This is a genomic window from Lentzea xinjiangensis (genome assembly GCF_900110955.1).
Lineage (GTDB): Bacteria > Actinomycetota > Actinomycetes > Mycobacteriales > Pseudonocardiaceae > Lentzea > Lentzea xinjiangensis.
Genome location: NZ_FOFR01000007.1, coordinates 1 through 13,235 on the forward strand (window position 1 = coordinate 1; position 13,235 = coordinate 13,235).

Genomic DNA, 13,235 nt, shown 5'->3' on the forward strand with positions numbered 1-13,235 from the left:
CGTTGACCCAGCCGCTGGCGATGCTGAAGTGGCGGTAGACGATCTTGTTGGCGGCGTTGCGGGCGAACACGTCGAACCCGGTGTCGTAGCGCATGGTCACGGCGGGGGAGGACGTGATGGTGTAGGTGCCGAGGTCGGCCCAGTCGTACCACTGCTGGCCGGCGATCCAGGTCAGCTTCTTGAGGCGGTTGTCGATTCCCTGGGCGAAGACGTCGATGCGGCTGCCGTTGTCGGACACGACGGCGGCGGGGTCGCCCTTGATCTTGGCGTTGCCCGGCAGGGTGGCCCAGCACGACCACTTGCCCGCGGAGAAGTTGCGGTGCTTCAACCGGTAGTCCGAGGTCGCGGCGAACACGTCGATCGACCCGTCCGCCCGTGACACCGACGACACCCCGGGCATCGTCGGCGGGGCCTGGGTGCCGCAGTTCTGGCTGACGAACGTCTCCTTGCCCGTCGCGTAGTCGAACGGGTCGCCGTGGAACGACGCCGCCCTGATGTAGTCGGGGTAGCTCTGCCCGCTGCCGCGGTTGCGGAACTCGAAGTGCAGGTGTGCCGAGAGACCGGAGGTGTTGCCGTCGGTGTTGCCGACGGTGCCGATCAGCTCGCCCTGGTGGACGGTGTCGCCGACGCCCACCGACTTCTGGTCGAGGTGGGCGTACAACGTCGAGTAGCCGTCGCCGTGGTCGATCTCGACGTAGTTGCCGTAGTCGGAGTTCTCGCCGCCCTCCCACCTGACGGTGCCGGCGGCAGCGGCGAGGACGGGTTTGCCCTTGTCGCCGTTGCCGGACGTCCCCACCATGTTGAAGTCGATCTCTTTGTTGCGGTGCGCGTTGCTGTCGCCGGAGTTGCCCTCCCACGAGGTGCCGCAGACGAACGGCAGCTCGAGGCTGGGAGCGGCGGCCCGCGCGGGCGTCGCCACCGCCAGCGAGGACGTGACGACTGCGGCGACGAGGAGCAACGGACGGGCCTTCGGTGTTCTCCTGGTGCTCGTGCGGGCTGCACGAAGATGCGGTGCGGTCCCACCCCGCATCGCGAATCGCATGGGCATGTGCTGGTTCCAATCCCCCGCTGGTCATACCGGGTTGTCCGCTCGCGGCGGGCGTCTGGTCGACCGCCGCACGAGCAGTGCCACGATGTCCGGCCGATCATGTGGATTGCTTGCACGGTTTCTGCAAAGCGCAGCTCAGAGCAGGTTTGTGGGGAAGTTCCGCCTGGGCGGCGGCGGACGGGCCGCAGGTGGTGGTGGTCGCCGTGGCGGCCAGAAGGCGCGGCTGCGGCTACTCGACGCGGTCGAGGGCGTCGAGCTGCCTCTGGACGCGCTGTGCCTCTTCAGCCCGGCCCTGCTGCCGGTAGATCTCCAGCGCTTCTTGCCACACCGCGCGCGCCTCGTCGTGCTGACCGAGTGCGGCGTGCGGCGCACCGAGTCCGGCCAGGGCTTCCGCGATCCCGTAGTCGTAGATGAGCTGTCGTTGCAATGCCAGGGATTGGCGGTAGTGGTCCACGGCTTGCGCGTGGTCACCGGCGTGGTGGGCGATGTAGCCGAGGGTGTCCAGCGCACCCGCCTCACCGGACGGGTCGTCGTGCGCGCGGTAGATGGCCAGAGCGGCCAAGCACTGCGCACGTGCCCGCTCGTGCTCGCCCAGCCGGGCGGCGAACCAGCCGACGCCGTTGAGCGCTCCTGCCTCCCACACCGGGTCGCCGAGCACGCGGCAGAGCTCCAGAGCGCGCACGGAGTGCTCCAGCGCCCGCCGATCGTCCCCCTGCTGCTCGTACGCCCTGGCGAGGGCCGTGTGGGTGTGGGCCTGGGCGGTCTCGTCGTGCTGCTGCTCGGCCAGGGCGAGGGCCCGCAGGAGGTGGTCCAGGGCCTGCTCGCGGCGGCCGAGCTCGGCGTGGACGAGGCCGAGCTGGCGGTGGCCGAGCACGGTGGCGGCGGGATCGGGCAGGTGCTCACTCGCGACCAGCGCGGCCTGCCAGGTGCGGATCTGGTCGTGGTGGTGCCCGCGCAACTGGTGGTAGATGGACAGCGTCCACGCCAACTGCCAGACGGCTTTCCGCCATCCCCGTGCCGCCGCGGTGTGCTGAGCAGCCAGCACGCAGCGGCGTTCCGCGTCGAACCAGGACATGGCCGCCGCAGCGTCGGGCAGCGGCTGGGGCGAGCAGCCCGGTGCCGGTGGGTCGACCACGATGTCCACGCGGTGCGGGTACACGAGCCGCTCGGCGGTGTGGGCGGTGTGCAGGTAGAAGTCGACCACCCGCCGCAACGCCGGCTCCCGCACGTCCGCGGCCAGGTCGCGGTGCGCGGCGTCGGCGGCGTAGTGGCGGATCAGGTCGTGCATGCCGTAGCGGCCGGAAGCGTCCTGGGTGATCAGCGACGCCTGCTCCAGACCGCGCAGCACGGACCTGGTCCGGGCGTGTGGCAGACCGGTGAGAGAGGCCGCGGCGGGCAGACTGATCCCGGGCCTCGGCGCGATGGCGAGCAACCCGAACACCGTGGCCTGCTCTGCGGTCAACGCGGTGTAGGACAGCGACAGCACGGCGGGCAGGCTGGCGACGGGGTCGCCCTCGTCGAGCACGTCGAGCAGGCTTTCGCGCAGCTCGGCCGCGAGGGCGGACAACGACGTGCCGGGGCGGGTGTGGACGCGTCCCGCGATGATGCTCAACGCCAGCGGGTACCCGCCGCACAGCCGCACCAGCTCCTCCACCGCGTCGCCCTCGGCCTCGGCCTGCGCGGCCCCGAGCCTGGCGACGAGCAGGTCGTGGGACGCGACGCCGCCCAGGACGTCCAGGACCAGGTGCCGGGCGCCGTGCGCGGTGACCAGGCCGGGCAGCCGGTTGCGGCTGGTCACCAGCACGGCGCACGACCTCCCGCCCGGTAGCAGCGGGATGACCTGGGCGGTGTCGGCGGCGTTGTCGAGCACGAGCAGCATCCGCTTGTCCGCCACGAGACTGCGGAACAACGCAGCCTGCGCGTGCGGCTCGACGGGCATGCGGCCGGGCTCGATCCCGAGGGCGTCGAGGAAACCGCGCACCGCCGCCGCCGGGTGCAGCACCTCACCGTCAGCGCTGAACCCGCGCAGGTCGACGTGCAGTTGCCCGTCCGGGAACCGGTGCGCGTGCCGGTGGGCCCAGTGCAGGGCGAGCCAGGACTTGCCGATGCCGCCCGACCCGACGATGGCCGTGACGGCCACCGTGGAGGAGTCGTCGAGAGCGGTGTCCAGGGCGGACAGTTCGTCCCGGCGGCCGACGAACGGCGCGGGTGGCATCGGGAGCTGCCGGGGTACCGCCGCTTCCGGCGTCGTGCTCGGCGACCCACCGGCGGGGGTGGAGTCCGCGGTCAGCAGCTGCTGGTGCAGGTCCTGGAGCGCGGCGCCGGGTTCGGTGCCCAGTTCGTCGACCAGGCGGGCGCGGACCTGCCGGTAGAGGCGCAGCGCGTCGATGGTGCGGCCGGCCTGGTGCAGAGCGAGCATGTACTGGCCCGCCACCCGTTCGTCCAGCGGCTGCCGGGCGCTCCGCGCGGACAACTCGCCGAGGAGCTGACTGCCTTTCCCGAGCCGGAGCAGGGCGTCGGCCAGGTCGTGCTCGACGGCCTGTCGCTCCTGCGAAAGCCGGTCGCGTTCGGCATCGGCCCACTCGCCGTCCACGCCGGTCAGCGGCTGCCCCTGCCACAGCGCCAGCGCCTCGGTCCACCTCCGCACCGCCTCAGCGTCATCACCGCGGGCTCGTGCGCAGAGGTCGCGGAACCGGTGCAGGTCCGTCACCGGCTCGGCCGTGCCGGAGACCAGGGCGTAGCCGCCGGAGCGGCGCACGATGGTCACGCTCCCGCCCAGCGCCCGGCGCAGCCGGGAGAGGTAGCTCTGCAGCGTCGCCCGCGACCGGGGTGCCGCGTCCGCGCCGGAGACCCGCTCGATCAGGCGGTCCACCGGCACGACGCGCCCCGCGTCGACGGCCAGTGCGGCCAGCACGCACCGTTGCCTGGGCGTGCCCAGATCCACCGGCCGCCCGTCGACCTCCGCGCTGACCTCGCCCAGCAGGCGCACCACCACCGCCACGCCCAACGCCCCCTCGCCCGATCCCCGGTCACAGCGGCCCGCGAGGTGCTGTGCGGACAGCGGGTCGCGCCTCCGGCCCGTGATCATGACATCACAACCGGAGCTCGCGCGTGCGCGCATCCGGTGATCGGCTTCCGCTGCCCGCCACCCTGCCGACGGCAGTGGCGCTTCCGCACGGTGCTGGGGCGCGCCAGTTCACGATGCCCACGTTGATCTCTGACAGAAGCGGACAGGATCTTCGCCGATCCGTTACGCCCGTGCGGTTCCCGTGGTGCACTGCCCGCACGGCTCCGGTCGGGTCCGGTGCCGGGAAAGGTGCGCGGAATGAGTCCCCGGCGGCGGATCGGTCGTGTCCTCGTGGCCTTCCTGACGGTGTGCGGCGTGGTCACCGGTGCCTCACCGGCGGCAGCGGCCACCACACCGTCGCTGGAGTTCGCGAACCCGAACAGCCAGGCGCTGTACGGCAGCGCCTACACGGCCGCGCTGGACAACCTGCTGCGCGTCAACACCGTCGGCTACGACGCGGGGTACGACAAGAGCGGTCTGATGGACCCGGCCGTCGGCATGGTCCGCGCGGGCGGCGGGTACGAGCAGCCGTGGACGCGCGACGCGTCGATCAACAGCTGGAACGCGACCAGCCAGCTGTCGCCGGCTCTGGCCGCGAACACGCTCTGGGCCGTCGTCGACAAGGACTCCGCCGGGGCGCTGCGGGTGCAGCAGGACGACCAGCAGTGGGACCAGGTCATCTGGCTCACCGCCGCGTGGCACCACTACCTCGTCACCGGCGACCGGCAGTTCCTCGGCAACGCCTACCGCACCGCGAAGAACACCCTGACGATCCGGGAGAACGCCGGTACCGCCGGCTTCAACCCCACCTACGGGTTGTTCACCGGCGCATCCTTCTTCAACGACGGCATCGCCGGGTACCCCGCGCCGCCCGCCGACGCGACCGAGTCCGTCAGCACCGGCAGCATGCCGTGGCCGGGCATCGCGAGCGGGATGTACCTGAGCACCAACGAGGTCTACTACGCCGCCTACGTCAACGCGGCGAACATGGCCGAGCGGCTGGGGCAGCCGCGGGAGGCCGCCGGCCACCGCGCGAAGGCCGCCGCGCTCAAAGCCGCGATCAACCGGCACTTCTGGAACGCGGCGACGGGCCTGTACGACTACCAGCTCCTCGCCGACGGGACGCGCGGCGCCTACCAGGAGGGCACCGGCCTCGCGTTCGCGATCCTCTTCGGCATCGCGAACTCCGCCCGGGCGCGGTCGATCCTCGCGAACGCCCGCGAGATGGCCTGGGGCATGCCCGACACCTACCCGAACTGGGAGCGCTACTCCGAGGCGCAGCCCGGCCGGCACAACGCGATCGTCTGGCCGCTCGTGCAGGGCCTGTGGGCCAAGGCGCTGGCGCGCCTTGGTGAGGAGAACCGGTTCGCCGCGGAGACGACACGGCTGGCCAAGCTCGCGACCAACAACAGCGGGTACTGGGAGATCTACAACGGCACCACCGGCGTCGTCGACGGCGGCTGGCAGCGGCTGGGCGACACGGTGAAGTTCCACTGGGGTTCCGAGCCTGACCAGACCTGGTCGGCCACGGCGTTCCTCGACATGGTCCACACCGGACTGTTCGGGCTGAGGTACACCGAGCGAGGGCTGAGCTTCGCGCCGAACCTGCCGGCCGGCTGGGGTGACGTCACCCTGCGCAACGTGCGGTACCGCGACGCCGACCTGACGATCGCGCTGCGCGGCGCGGGCACCACGATCAGCTCGGTCACCATCGACGGCCGGCCATCGCACGCCGAGGTCCCCGCCACGCTCCGGGGCGCGCACACCGTCGAGATCACGCTGGCGGGAGCGACCGGCGGCGACCGGGACGGCGACGGCACGCCCGACGCCGGGGACCGCTGCGCCGACACCGCGGGCACTGTCTCCGGCTGCCCCGCTCCCACCCACCTGGAGGCGGAGGACGCGCGCAACACCGGCGGCGTCAAGACCAACGTCAACCACACCGGCTACTCCGGCCGGGCGTTCCTCGACGGGCTGTGGGCCCAGGGCGCCGCGTCGTCGTTCACGCTGCACCGCGCATCGGCGGGACCGGGCTCGGGCGCCGTCACCGTGCGGTACGCGAACGCCAACAGCGACGCGCGCACGATGACGCTGTCGGTGGACGGGCGTGCCGTGCGCCAGGTGAGCTTCCCGAAGGTCTCCGACAGCTGGGACGCCTGGGGCACGGTGACCTTCGACGACATCGCCCTGAGCGGTCGCGACCCGGTGGTGACGCTGTCCTACGGCGCGGGTGACACCGGTTCGATCAACCTCGACTGGCTCGCCTACCGCGGAACGTGATCGTCCTCTTGGGACGACGGCCCTACGCTTCGTCGGCGTTGCGGCGTTCGAGGAACACGGTGTCACGCCACACGCCGTGGTGCCGGGCGATCCGCTCGCGCACACCAAGGGTGCGGAAGCCCGCCGAGTGGTGCAGGGCGAGGCTGGCGCGGTTCTCGGGGAAGATGGAGGTCTGCAACGTCCACAGCCCCGCGGTGTCGGCGGCGGTGACCTGCCGGTGCAGCAGGGCCTTGCCGACACCTCGGCCGCGGAAGCCGGCTCCCACGTACACGGAGGTCTCCGCCACGCCGGCGTAGCAGTCCCTGGTTGACACCCTGGTGGCCGCGGCCCAGCCGGCGACCTCGCCGTCGATCTCGGCGACCCAGCGGTGCTCGCGCAGCCACTTGGCGTCGAGGGCCCGGCGTGGGGGGACTTCGGTTTCGAAGGTCGCGTCGCCGGTGGCGATGCCTTCGGCGTAGATGCGTCGCACGGCCGACCAGTCGTCGTCGCGCAGGGCGCGGACGGTGACGTCGAGCGGCAGGTCGTCCGGGCAGCACGGGCGAGGCGCGAGCACGCCCATCACGATGTCGGCGGCGTGCGGCAGGCCCGTGCAGCAGGACGGGTTCACGCTGACGTGCGTGGCGGTGCCCTCCTTGTGCAGCCGCAGGAAACCCACCTCGGCGAGCTTGCGCACGTGGTGTGAGCAGGTGGACTGGCTGATGTGCAGCAGCTCGGTCAGCTCGCCGACGGTCATCGCCCGTCCCGAGGTGGCGACCGCGTGCAGCAACCGCACCCGCATGGGCTCGGCGAGGCAAGCGAACCAGTCCGCGTAGGTCGCGGCGTCGTCGGCGGGCAGCAGGAACGGCGGTGGAGCTGTCGTGGTCACACGGTCGATTATCGACGCGGATCGATGGTTGCGTCAATCGATCCCGATCGATAGAGTTTCCGGCGTTGATTCGAAATCTGTCAATACAAGGGGTGGGCCGTGAACGAGTTGCCAGTCGTCGTGGTGGGGGCGGGACCTGCGGGTCTGTCGGCGGCGGCGCACCTGGTCGAGCGGGGTGAGCAGGTGCTCGTGCTGGAGGCCGGTGACCAGGCCGGTGCAGCGGTGTCGCAGTGGAACCACGTCCGGCTCTTCTCGCGGTGGAGCGAACTGGTCGACCCGGCGGCCGAGCGGCTGCTGGCGCCGACCGGCTGGGTGCGCCCGGACGGTGGCGCGTACCCGACCGGCGCGGAGTGGGCGGAGCTCTACCTGCGGCCACTGGCGGCGGCGCTCGGGGAGCGGGTGCGGCTCGGCGCGCGGGTCGTGGGTGTCGCGCGGCGTGGCCGGGACCGGGTCGTCGACGCCGGCCGTGCGGACGAGCCGCTGACCGTCCACGTGCGGACCGGCGGCGGTGAGGAGCGGATCACGGCGCGCGCGGTGATCGACGCGTCCGGCACCTGGGGATCGCCGAACCCGCTGGGCGGTGACGGGCTGCCCGCGGCGGGGGAGGAGGCGGCCGCCGCGCGGATCACCTACCGCGTGCCGGACCTCGCGGCCGAACGGGCGCGGTACGCGGGCAAGCGGATCGTGGTCGCGGGCAGCGGGCACTCCGCGTTGACCGCGTTGGTGGCGCTGGCGGACCTGGCCGAGCGGGAACCCGGCACGAAGATCGTGTGGTTGCTGCGGCGTGGCGCGGTCGGCAACGCCTTCGGGGGTGGCGAGGCGGACCAGTTGCCGGCACGGGGCGCGCTGGGGCTGCGGGCGAAGAAGGCTGCCGAGGCCGGGCACATCGAGACGGTCACGGGGTTCCGCACGGCGTCGGTCGACCGGGCGGCGGACGGCAGCCTGGCACTGGAGTCGTTCGACGGCCACCGGGTCGAGGGCGTCGACGAGGTCGTGGTGCTGACCGGGTTCCGGCCCGACCTGTCGTGGCTGTCGGAGATCCGGCTCGATCTCGACCCGGTGCTCCAGGCGCCGGTGAAGCTCGCTCCGCTGATCGACCCGAACGTCCACTCGTGCGGCACCGTGTACCCGCACGGAGAGGCCGAGTTGCGCCACCCCGAGCCGAATGTCTACCTGGTGGGCATGAAGAGCTACGGCCGTGCGCCGACTTTCCTGTCGCTGACCGGCTACGAGCAGGCGCGGTCGGTCGTCGCCGCGATCACCGGCGACCACGAGTCGGCGGAACGGGTGGAGCTCGTCCTGCCCGAGACCGGGGTGTGCGGTGGCGCCGGGGTGTTCGACGCTCCGGCGGAGCAGAAGAACGGCGGCGGGTGCTGCGGCGCGCCCGGAACGGTCGGCGTGACGATCGGACCTCCTGCCGGTGCACGCTGAGGCGGCGGCGCGGCCCGGCGCGGACGCCGGGCCGCGCCGGGTGCTGGTGGTGCTGTGCACCACCGAGATCATCAGCTGGGGAGTTCTCCACTACGCGTTCCCCGTGCTCCATCGCCGACGATCAGCGCCCGGACGGGGTGGTCGCAGGCCGTGGTCACGGCGGGCTTCTCGGCGAGCCAGGTCGTGGCGGGTCTCGTCGGCGTGCCGGTGGGCGCGCTGCTCGACCGGCGCGGTCCGCGCGCGGTCATGACCACCGGTTCCGCCCCCGCGCTCGTCCTGGTGGCGACAGCGCGGTCACCGGTGTGGTTCACGGCGGCGTGGCTGCTGACCGGGGTCGCCATGGCCGGCGTCTGCTACGCCCCGGCGTTCGCCGCGCTCACCCGGTGGTACGGGGCGAGGCGGGTGCCGGCGCTGACGGCGGTCACGCTGGTGGCGGGACTGGCGAGCACGGTGTTCGCGCCGCTGACCGCTGTGCTGAACGCGCACCTGGACTGGCGCGGAACCTACCTGGTGCTAGCCGGTTTCCTCGCCTTCACCACGGTTCCCCTGCACCTGTTCGGCCTGCGGCTGCCGTGGCCGGAGATCGGGCACGAGGCGGAGCACCCTCCGTCGGCGGTGGCGCGCAGCAGGCCCTTCGTCGTGCTGACGGTCGCGATGAGCCTGGCGGCGTTCAGCGGCTACGCGGTCGTGATCACCCTCGTGCCGCTGCTGACCGGACGCGGGATGTCGACGACGGTCGCCGCGGTGGCCCTGGGTCTCGGTGGGGTGGGCCAGGTCCTCGGGCGGCTCGGCTACGCGCGGCTGGCCGCGAGGACGACGGTGCGCGCCAGGACGGCGCTCGTCCTGGTGGTGAGTACCGTGATCACCGTTCTGCCGGGGGTGGTCCCCGGTCCGGCCTCGCTGCTCGTCGCCGGAGCGGTGCTCGCCGGTGCCGCCCGCGGGATCTTCACGCTGCTGCAGGCGACGGCGATCACCGACCGGTGGGGAGCGGTCCACTACCGACGGCTGAGCGTGCTGCTCGCGCTGCCGGTGGTGCTGACCGCGGCCATCGCACCGTGGGCCGGCAGCGCCCTCGCCTCCCGGCTCGGCGGCTACGCGCCGGTGTTCGTCGTGCTCGGGGTGATCGGGGCGTTGGCGGCCGTGTTGTCGACCGCCGGCGTCCCGTGCGGGTCGAGCAGCTCGGCCACCAGGCCGCGGACCCGGCGGTCGATCTCGTCGCGGATCGGGCGCACGGCGTCGAGGCCCTGACCCGCCGGGTCGTCGAGCTGCCAGTCCAGGTAGCGCTTGCCGGGGAACACCGGGCAGGTGTCGCCGCAGCCCATGGTGATCACGACGTCGGAGGCCTCGACGTCGTCCGTCGTGAGCTTCGAGGGCACCTCCGCGGTGATGTCGAGGCCCCACTCGGCGAGGGCCTCGGCGGCGGCCGGGTTGACCTCGTCGGCCGGCGCCGAGCCGGCGGAGCGGACCGCGATCCGGCCCATGCCGTGGTGCTGCAGCAGCGCTGCCGCCATCTGGGAGCGGCCGGCGTTGTGCACGCAGACGAACAGCACTTCGGGGGTCTTGGGCACGACGTTCTCCTCGTGGCGGGTGCTTCGGCGGTTCGGCGGCGACCGGCCCGAGGTGCCGTCCGGGTCGGACGCCGGTCGTCTCACCAGGCGCCGCCAACGTATCATTCCCGGCTGATGTCACTCGATGCTGATGTGTTGAAGGTCCTCGCCGACCCGCTGCGCGCCCGGATCCTGGAGCTGCTGGCCGGTGAGGCGCTGTGCACGTGCCACCTCGTCGAGGAGACCGGCGCGAAGCAGACGAACGTGTCGAACCACCTGAAGGTGCTGCGCGAGGCCGGGTTCGTCGACACCGAGCCGTGCGGGCGCTTCACGTACTACCGCCTGCGATCCGACGCCCTGAGGCGGGTCGCGGGCAGTTTGACCGAGCTGGCCGACCGCGCCGGCTCCGATGCCAGGAGGCCCTGTTGAGCACCACCGACCCGACGGCGGAGCAGGACGTCCTGCACCGGCTGTCCTTCCTGGACCGCTGGCTGCCGGCGTGGATCGGCCTCGCCATGGTCGCCGGCCTCGCGCTCGGCAGCTTCGTGCCCGGCCTGCAGGGCGTCCTCGAGGCCGTGAAGATCGACGGGGTGTCGCTGCCGATCGCCCTCGGCCTGCTGCTGATGATGTACCCGGTGCTGGCCAAGGTCCGCTACGACAAGCTCGACGCGGTCACGCGCGACAAGCGCACGATGGTGCTGTCGCTGGTGCTGAACTGGGTGCTCGGGCCCGCCCTGATGTTCGCGCTGGCCTGGACCTTCCTGGCCGACCTGCCCGAGTACCGCACCGGCCTGATCATCGTCGGTCTCGCGCGCTGCATCGCCATGGTCATCATCTGGAACGACCTCGCCTGCGGTGACCGCGAGGCCGCCGCGGTGCTGGTGGCGTTGAACTCGGTGTTCCAGGTGGTCATGTTCGGCGTGCTCGGCTGGTTCTACCTCGACCTGCTGCCGGGCTGGCTGGGCCTGGACACCGCGTCGGTGGACTTCTCCGCGTGGGAGATCGCCAAGTCCGTGCTGATCTTCCTCGGCATCCCGCTGCTGGCCGGTTACCTGAGCCGCGAGCTGGGGGAGCGGTCCCGCGGCCGCGAGTGGTACGAGAACAGGTACCTGCCGCGCGTCGGCCCGATCGCACTGTACGGCTTGCTGTTCACGATCGTCATCCTGTTCGCGTTGCAGGGCGAGACCATCACGAACCGCCCGCTCGACGTCGCCAGGATCGCGCTGCCGCTGCTCGTCTACTTCGCCATCATGTGGGCCGGCTCGTACGCGCTGGGCAAGGCGTCCGGGCTCTCGTACGAGCGCACGACGACGCTGGCGTTCACGGCGGCGGGCAACAACTTCGAGCTGGCCATCGCCGTCGCGATCGGCGTGTTCGGCGTGACCTCCGGCCAGGCGCTCGCCGGTGTCGTCGGCCCGCTGATCGAGGTGCCGGTGCTGGTCGGGCTCGTTTACGTCAGCCTGTGGCTGCGTCGTCGCTGGGCGGCCCGCGCTGAAGTCTGACGTCGTGGTGATCGGCGGCGGCCAGGCAGGGCTGGCCGCCGCCTACTACCTGCGCCGCGCCGGCGTCGAGCACGTGGTGCTCGACGCCCAGGCCTCGCCCGGTGGGGCGTGGCCGCACGGCTGGAACTCCCTGCGGCTGTTCTCGATCGCCCGCCACAGCTCGCTGCCAGGCTGGCCCATGCCGCCCTTTCCGGACGGCTACCCGACCGCCCGGCACGTGGTGGACTACCTCACCGCGTACGAGAAGCGCTACGACATCCCCGTGCACCGATCGGTCCAGGTGGCCTCGGTCAGCCGCACGGACGAGGAGCTGCTGGTGCACACCGACGCCGGCACCTGGACCGCGCGGCACGTGATCAGCGCGACCGGCACGTGGTGGCGTCCGTTCCGCCCGCTGGCGGAGCTGCCGGGCCGGCAGCTCCACACCGTCGACTACCGGGACCCGCGGGAGTTCGCCGGGCAGGAGGTCGTGGTGGTCGGCGGCGGGAACTCCGGCGCGCAGATCGCGGCCGACCTCGCCCCGCACGCGTCGTTGACGTGGATGACCCGTCGCCCGCCGCGGTACCTGCCCGACGAGATCGACGGCAAGGCGCTCTTCGACATCGCCAGCCGCCGGGTGGGGGGAGTGGGGGAGCTGGGCGACATCGTCGCGGTGCCGCCCGTCCGGGAGGCGCGGGACAGCGGACTGCTCGCGGCCACGCCGGTGGACGCGGGCGCCCTCGCCCGGGCTGACGTGGTGATCTGGTGCACCGGGTTCCGGCCCGCGCTCGGCCACCTCGCACCGTTGCGGCTGCGGGACGACCGCGGTCGTGTCGCGGTGTCCGGCACGACCTCAGTGGGCGAGCCGCGCCTGCACCTGCTCGGCTACGGCGGCTGGACGGGACCCGCGTCCGCGACCCTGATCGGCGTCGGCCCCACCGCGAAAGCGACGGTGGCGAGGATCGCCGGTTCGCCGGCACGCGTCTGAGCGGCCGTGGAAGCCGCCACCCGGCTGCTCGGCTACGCCGCGGCGCGCACGCCGCCGACGCCGGCCAGCAGGACGGCCATCCTGTCGGTGGTCTCCGGCCGCACGCGGTAGTACACCCACGTGCCCCGGCGCTCCGAGTCGACCAGGCCGGCCTGCCGCAGCAGCTTGAGGTGGTGGGAGATCGTCGGCTGCGAAAGCTCGAACGCGGGCGTGAGCTCGCAGACGCAGACCTCGCCGCCGGGTCCTGACGCGATCAGCGACAGCAGCCGCAGGCGCACCGGATCACCCAGCGCCTTGAACACCGCCGCCATCTCCGCCGCCTGCTCCGCGGCGAGCGGCTGCTCGGACAGCGGCTCGCAGCAGCCATCGCCTTGCTTCGACATGCGTCAATGCTGCCCCGTCTCCTCTTCCGGTGCAAACAGGCCGCACTGCGGTAGGCCGCCCGTGCCGCCACGTGCTGACCAGCGACGTTCGCCGTCGATCGGAGCAACCTGAACGGTTTCGGCGCACGTTGGCAAAGACGGGGTG

At 72.3% G+C, this 13,235-nt stretch carries 10 protein-coding genes and 1 pseudogene; 6 read left to right on the forward strand and 5 right to left on the reverse strand.

Annotated elements, in window-relative coordinates:
* Together BMW88_RS16875 and BMW88_RS16880 are read right to left on the reverse strand one after the other, a co-directional pair.
* Positions 1-958, reverse strand: a 958-nt coding sequence (locus BMW88_RS16875) for a peptidoglycan DD-metalloendopeptidase family protein (RefSeq protein ID WP_177221151.1), incomplete at its 3' end; no start/stop codon positions are given.
* Positions 959-1,277: 319 nt separating this feature from the next.
* Entirely contained in the window at positions 1,278-4,136 is a 2,859-nt protein-coding gene (locus BMW88_RS16880) for an AfsR/SARP family transcriptional regulator (RefSeq protein WP_089951705.1), read from the reverse strand.
* Positions 4,137-4,373: 237 nt separating this feature from the next.
* Between BMW88_RS16880 and BMW88_RS16885 the strand changes: the two genes are divergently transcribed.
* Positions 4,374-6,395: an MGH1-like glycoside hydrolase domain-containing protein gene (locus BMW88_RS16885; protein ID WP_245777850.1), complete on the forward strand. Its 2,022-nt coding sequence runs from the start codon at positions 4,374-4,376 to the stop codon at positions 6,393-6,395.
* Between the two features lie 22 nt (positions 6,396-6,417).
* Here BMW88_RS16885 and BMW88_RS16890 read toward each other — a convergent pair whose 3' ends face one another.
* Positions 6,418-7,260, reverse strand: coding sequence for a helix-turn-helix domain-containing GNAT family N-acetyltransferase (locus BMW88_RS16890; RefSeq protein ID WP_245777851.1), 843 nt, complete (start codon positions 7,258-7,260; stop codon positions 6,418-6,420).
* A gap of 99 nt (positions 7,261-7,359) precedes the next feature.
* Here BMW88_RS16890 and BMW88_RS16895 point away from each other — a divergent pair, with 99 nt between their 5' ends.
* Together BMW88_RS16895 and BMW88_RS44320 are read left to right on the forward strand one after the other, a co-directional pair.
* Complete coding sequence (locus BMW88_RS16895) at positions 7,360-8,691, forward strand: FAD-dependent oxidoreductase (RefSeq protein ID WP_089951706.1); 1,332 nt, start codon at positions 7,360-7,362, stop codon at positions 8,689-8,691.
* A gap of 150 nt (positions 8,692-8,841) precedes the next feature.
* Positions 8,842-9,504, forward strand: a pseudogene (locus BMW88_RS44320) (MFS transporter); the annotation flags it as partial.
* Between the two features lie 278 nt (positions 9,505-9,782).
* On the opposite strand, the gene BMW88_RS16905 reads toward BMW88_RS44320, so the two are convergent.
* Entirely contained in the window at positions 9,783-10,259 is a 477-nt protein-coding gene (locus tag BMW88_RS16905) for an arsenate reductase ArsC (RefSeq protein WP_177221173.1), read from the reverse strand.
* 114 nt (positions 10,260-10,373) lie between these two features.
* Between BMW88_RS16905 and BMW88_RS16910 the strand changes: the two genes are divergently transcribed.
* Genes BMW88_RS16910 through BMW88_RS16920 form a run of 3 tightly spaced genes read left to right on the forward strand, consistent with a single transcriptional unit; the run spans position 10,374 to position 12,707 of the window.
* Positions 10,374-10,667 (forward strand): ArsR/SmtB family transcription factor, encoded by a 294-nt coding sequence (locus BMW88_RS16910; protein ID WP_089951708.1) that lies wholly within the window; start codon positions 10,374-10,376, stop codon positions 10,665-10,667.
* Positions 10,664-11,740: an ACR3 family arsenite efflux transporter gene (gene arsB / locus BMW88_RS16915; RefSeq protein ID WP_089951709.1), complete on the forward strand. Its 1,077-nt coding sequence runs from the start codon at positions 10,664-10,666 to the stop codon at positions 11,738-11,740. The genes BMW88_RS16910 and arsB overlap by 4 nt, the downstream gene beginning before the upstream one ends.
* A 4-nt stretch (positions 11,741-11,744) precedes the next feature.
* The gene (locus tag BMW88_RS16920) at positions 11,745-12,707 is read left to right on the forward strand and encodes an ArsO family NAD(P)H-dependent flavin-containing monooxygenase (protein WP_245777852.1); all 963 of its coding nucleotides are present in this window, start codon (positions 11,745-11,747) and stop codon (positions 12,705-12,707) included.
* Positions 12,708-12,739: 32 nt separating this feature from the next.
* Here BMW88_RS16920 and BMW88_RS16925 read toward each other — a convergent pair whose 3' ends face one another.
* Positions 12,740-13,090 (reverse strand): ArsR/SmtB family transcription factor, encoded by a 351-nt coding sequence (locus tag BMW88_RS16925; protein WP_089951713.1) that lies wholly within the window; start codon positions 13,088-13,090, stop codon positions 12,740-12,742.
* Between the last annotated feature and the right edge of the window lie 145 nt (positions 13,091-13,235).

What these genes read in the sequence shown, in the direction of transcription:
- BMW88_RS16880 (WP_089951705.1), bottom strand. Translation starts at nt 4,136, where the DNA reads ATGATCACGGGCCGGAGGCGCGACCCGCTGTCCGCACAGCACCTCGCG.
- BMW88_RS16885 (WP_245777850.1), top strand. Translation starts at nt 4,374, where the DNA reads ATGAGTCCCCGGCGGCGGATCGGTCGTGTCCTCGTGGCCTTCCTGACG.
- BMW88_RS16910 (WP_089951708.1), top strand. Translation starts at nt 10,374, where the DNA reads ATGTCACTCGATGCTGATGTGTTGAAGGTCCTCGCCGACCCGCTGCGC.
- BMW88_RS16925 (WP_089951713.1), bottom strand. Translation starts at nt 13,090, where the DNA reads ATGTCGAAGCAAGGCGATGGCTGCTGCGAGCCGCTGTCCGAGCAGCCG.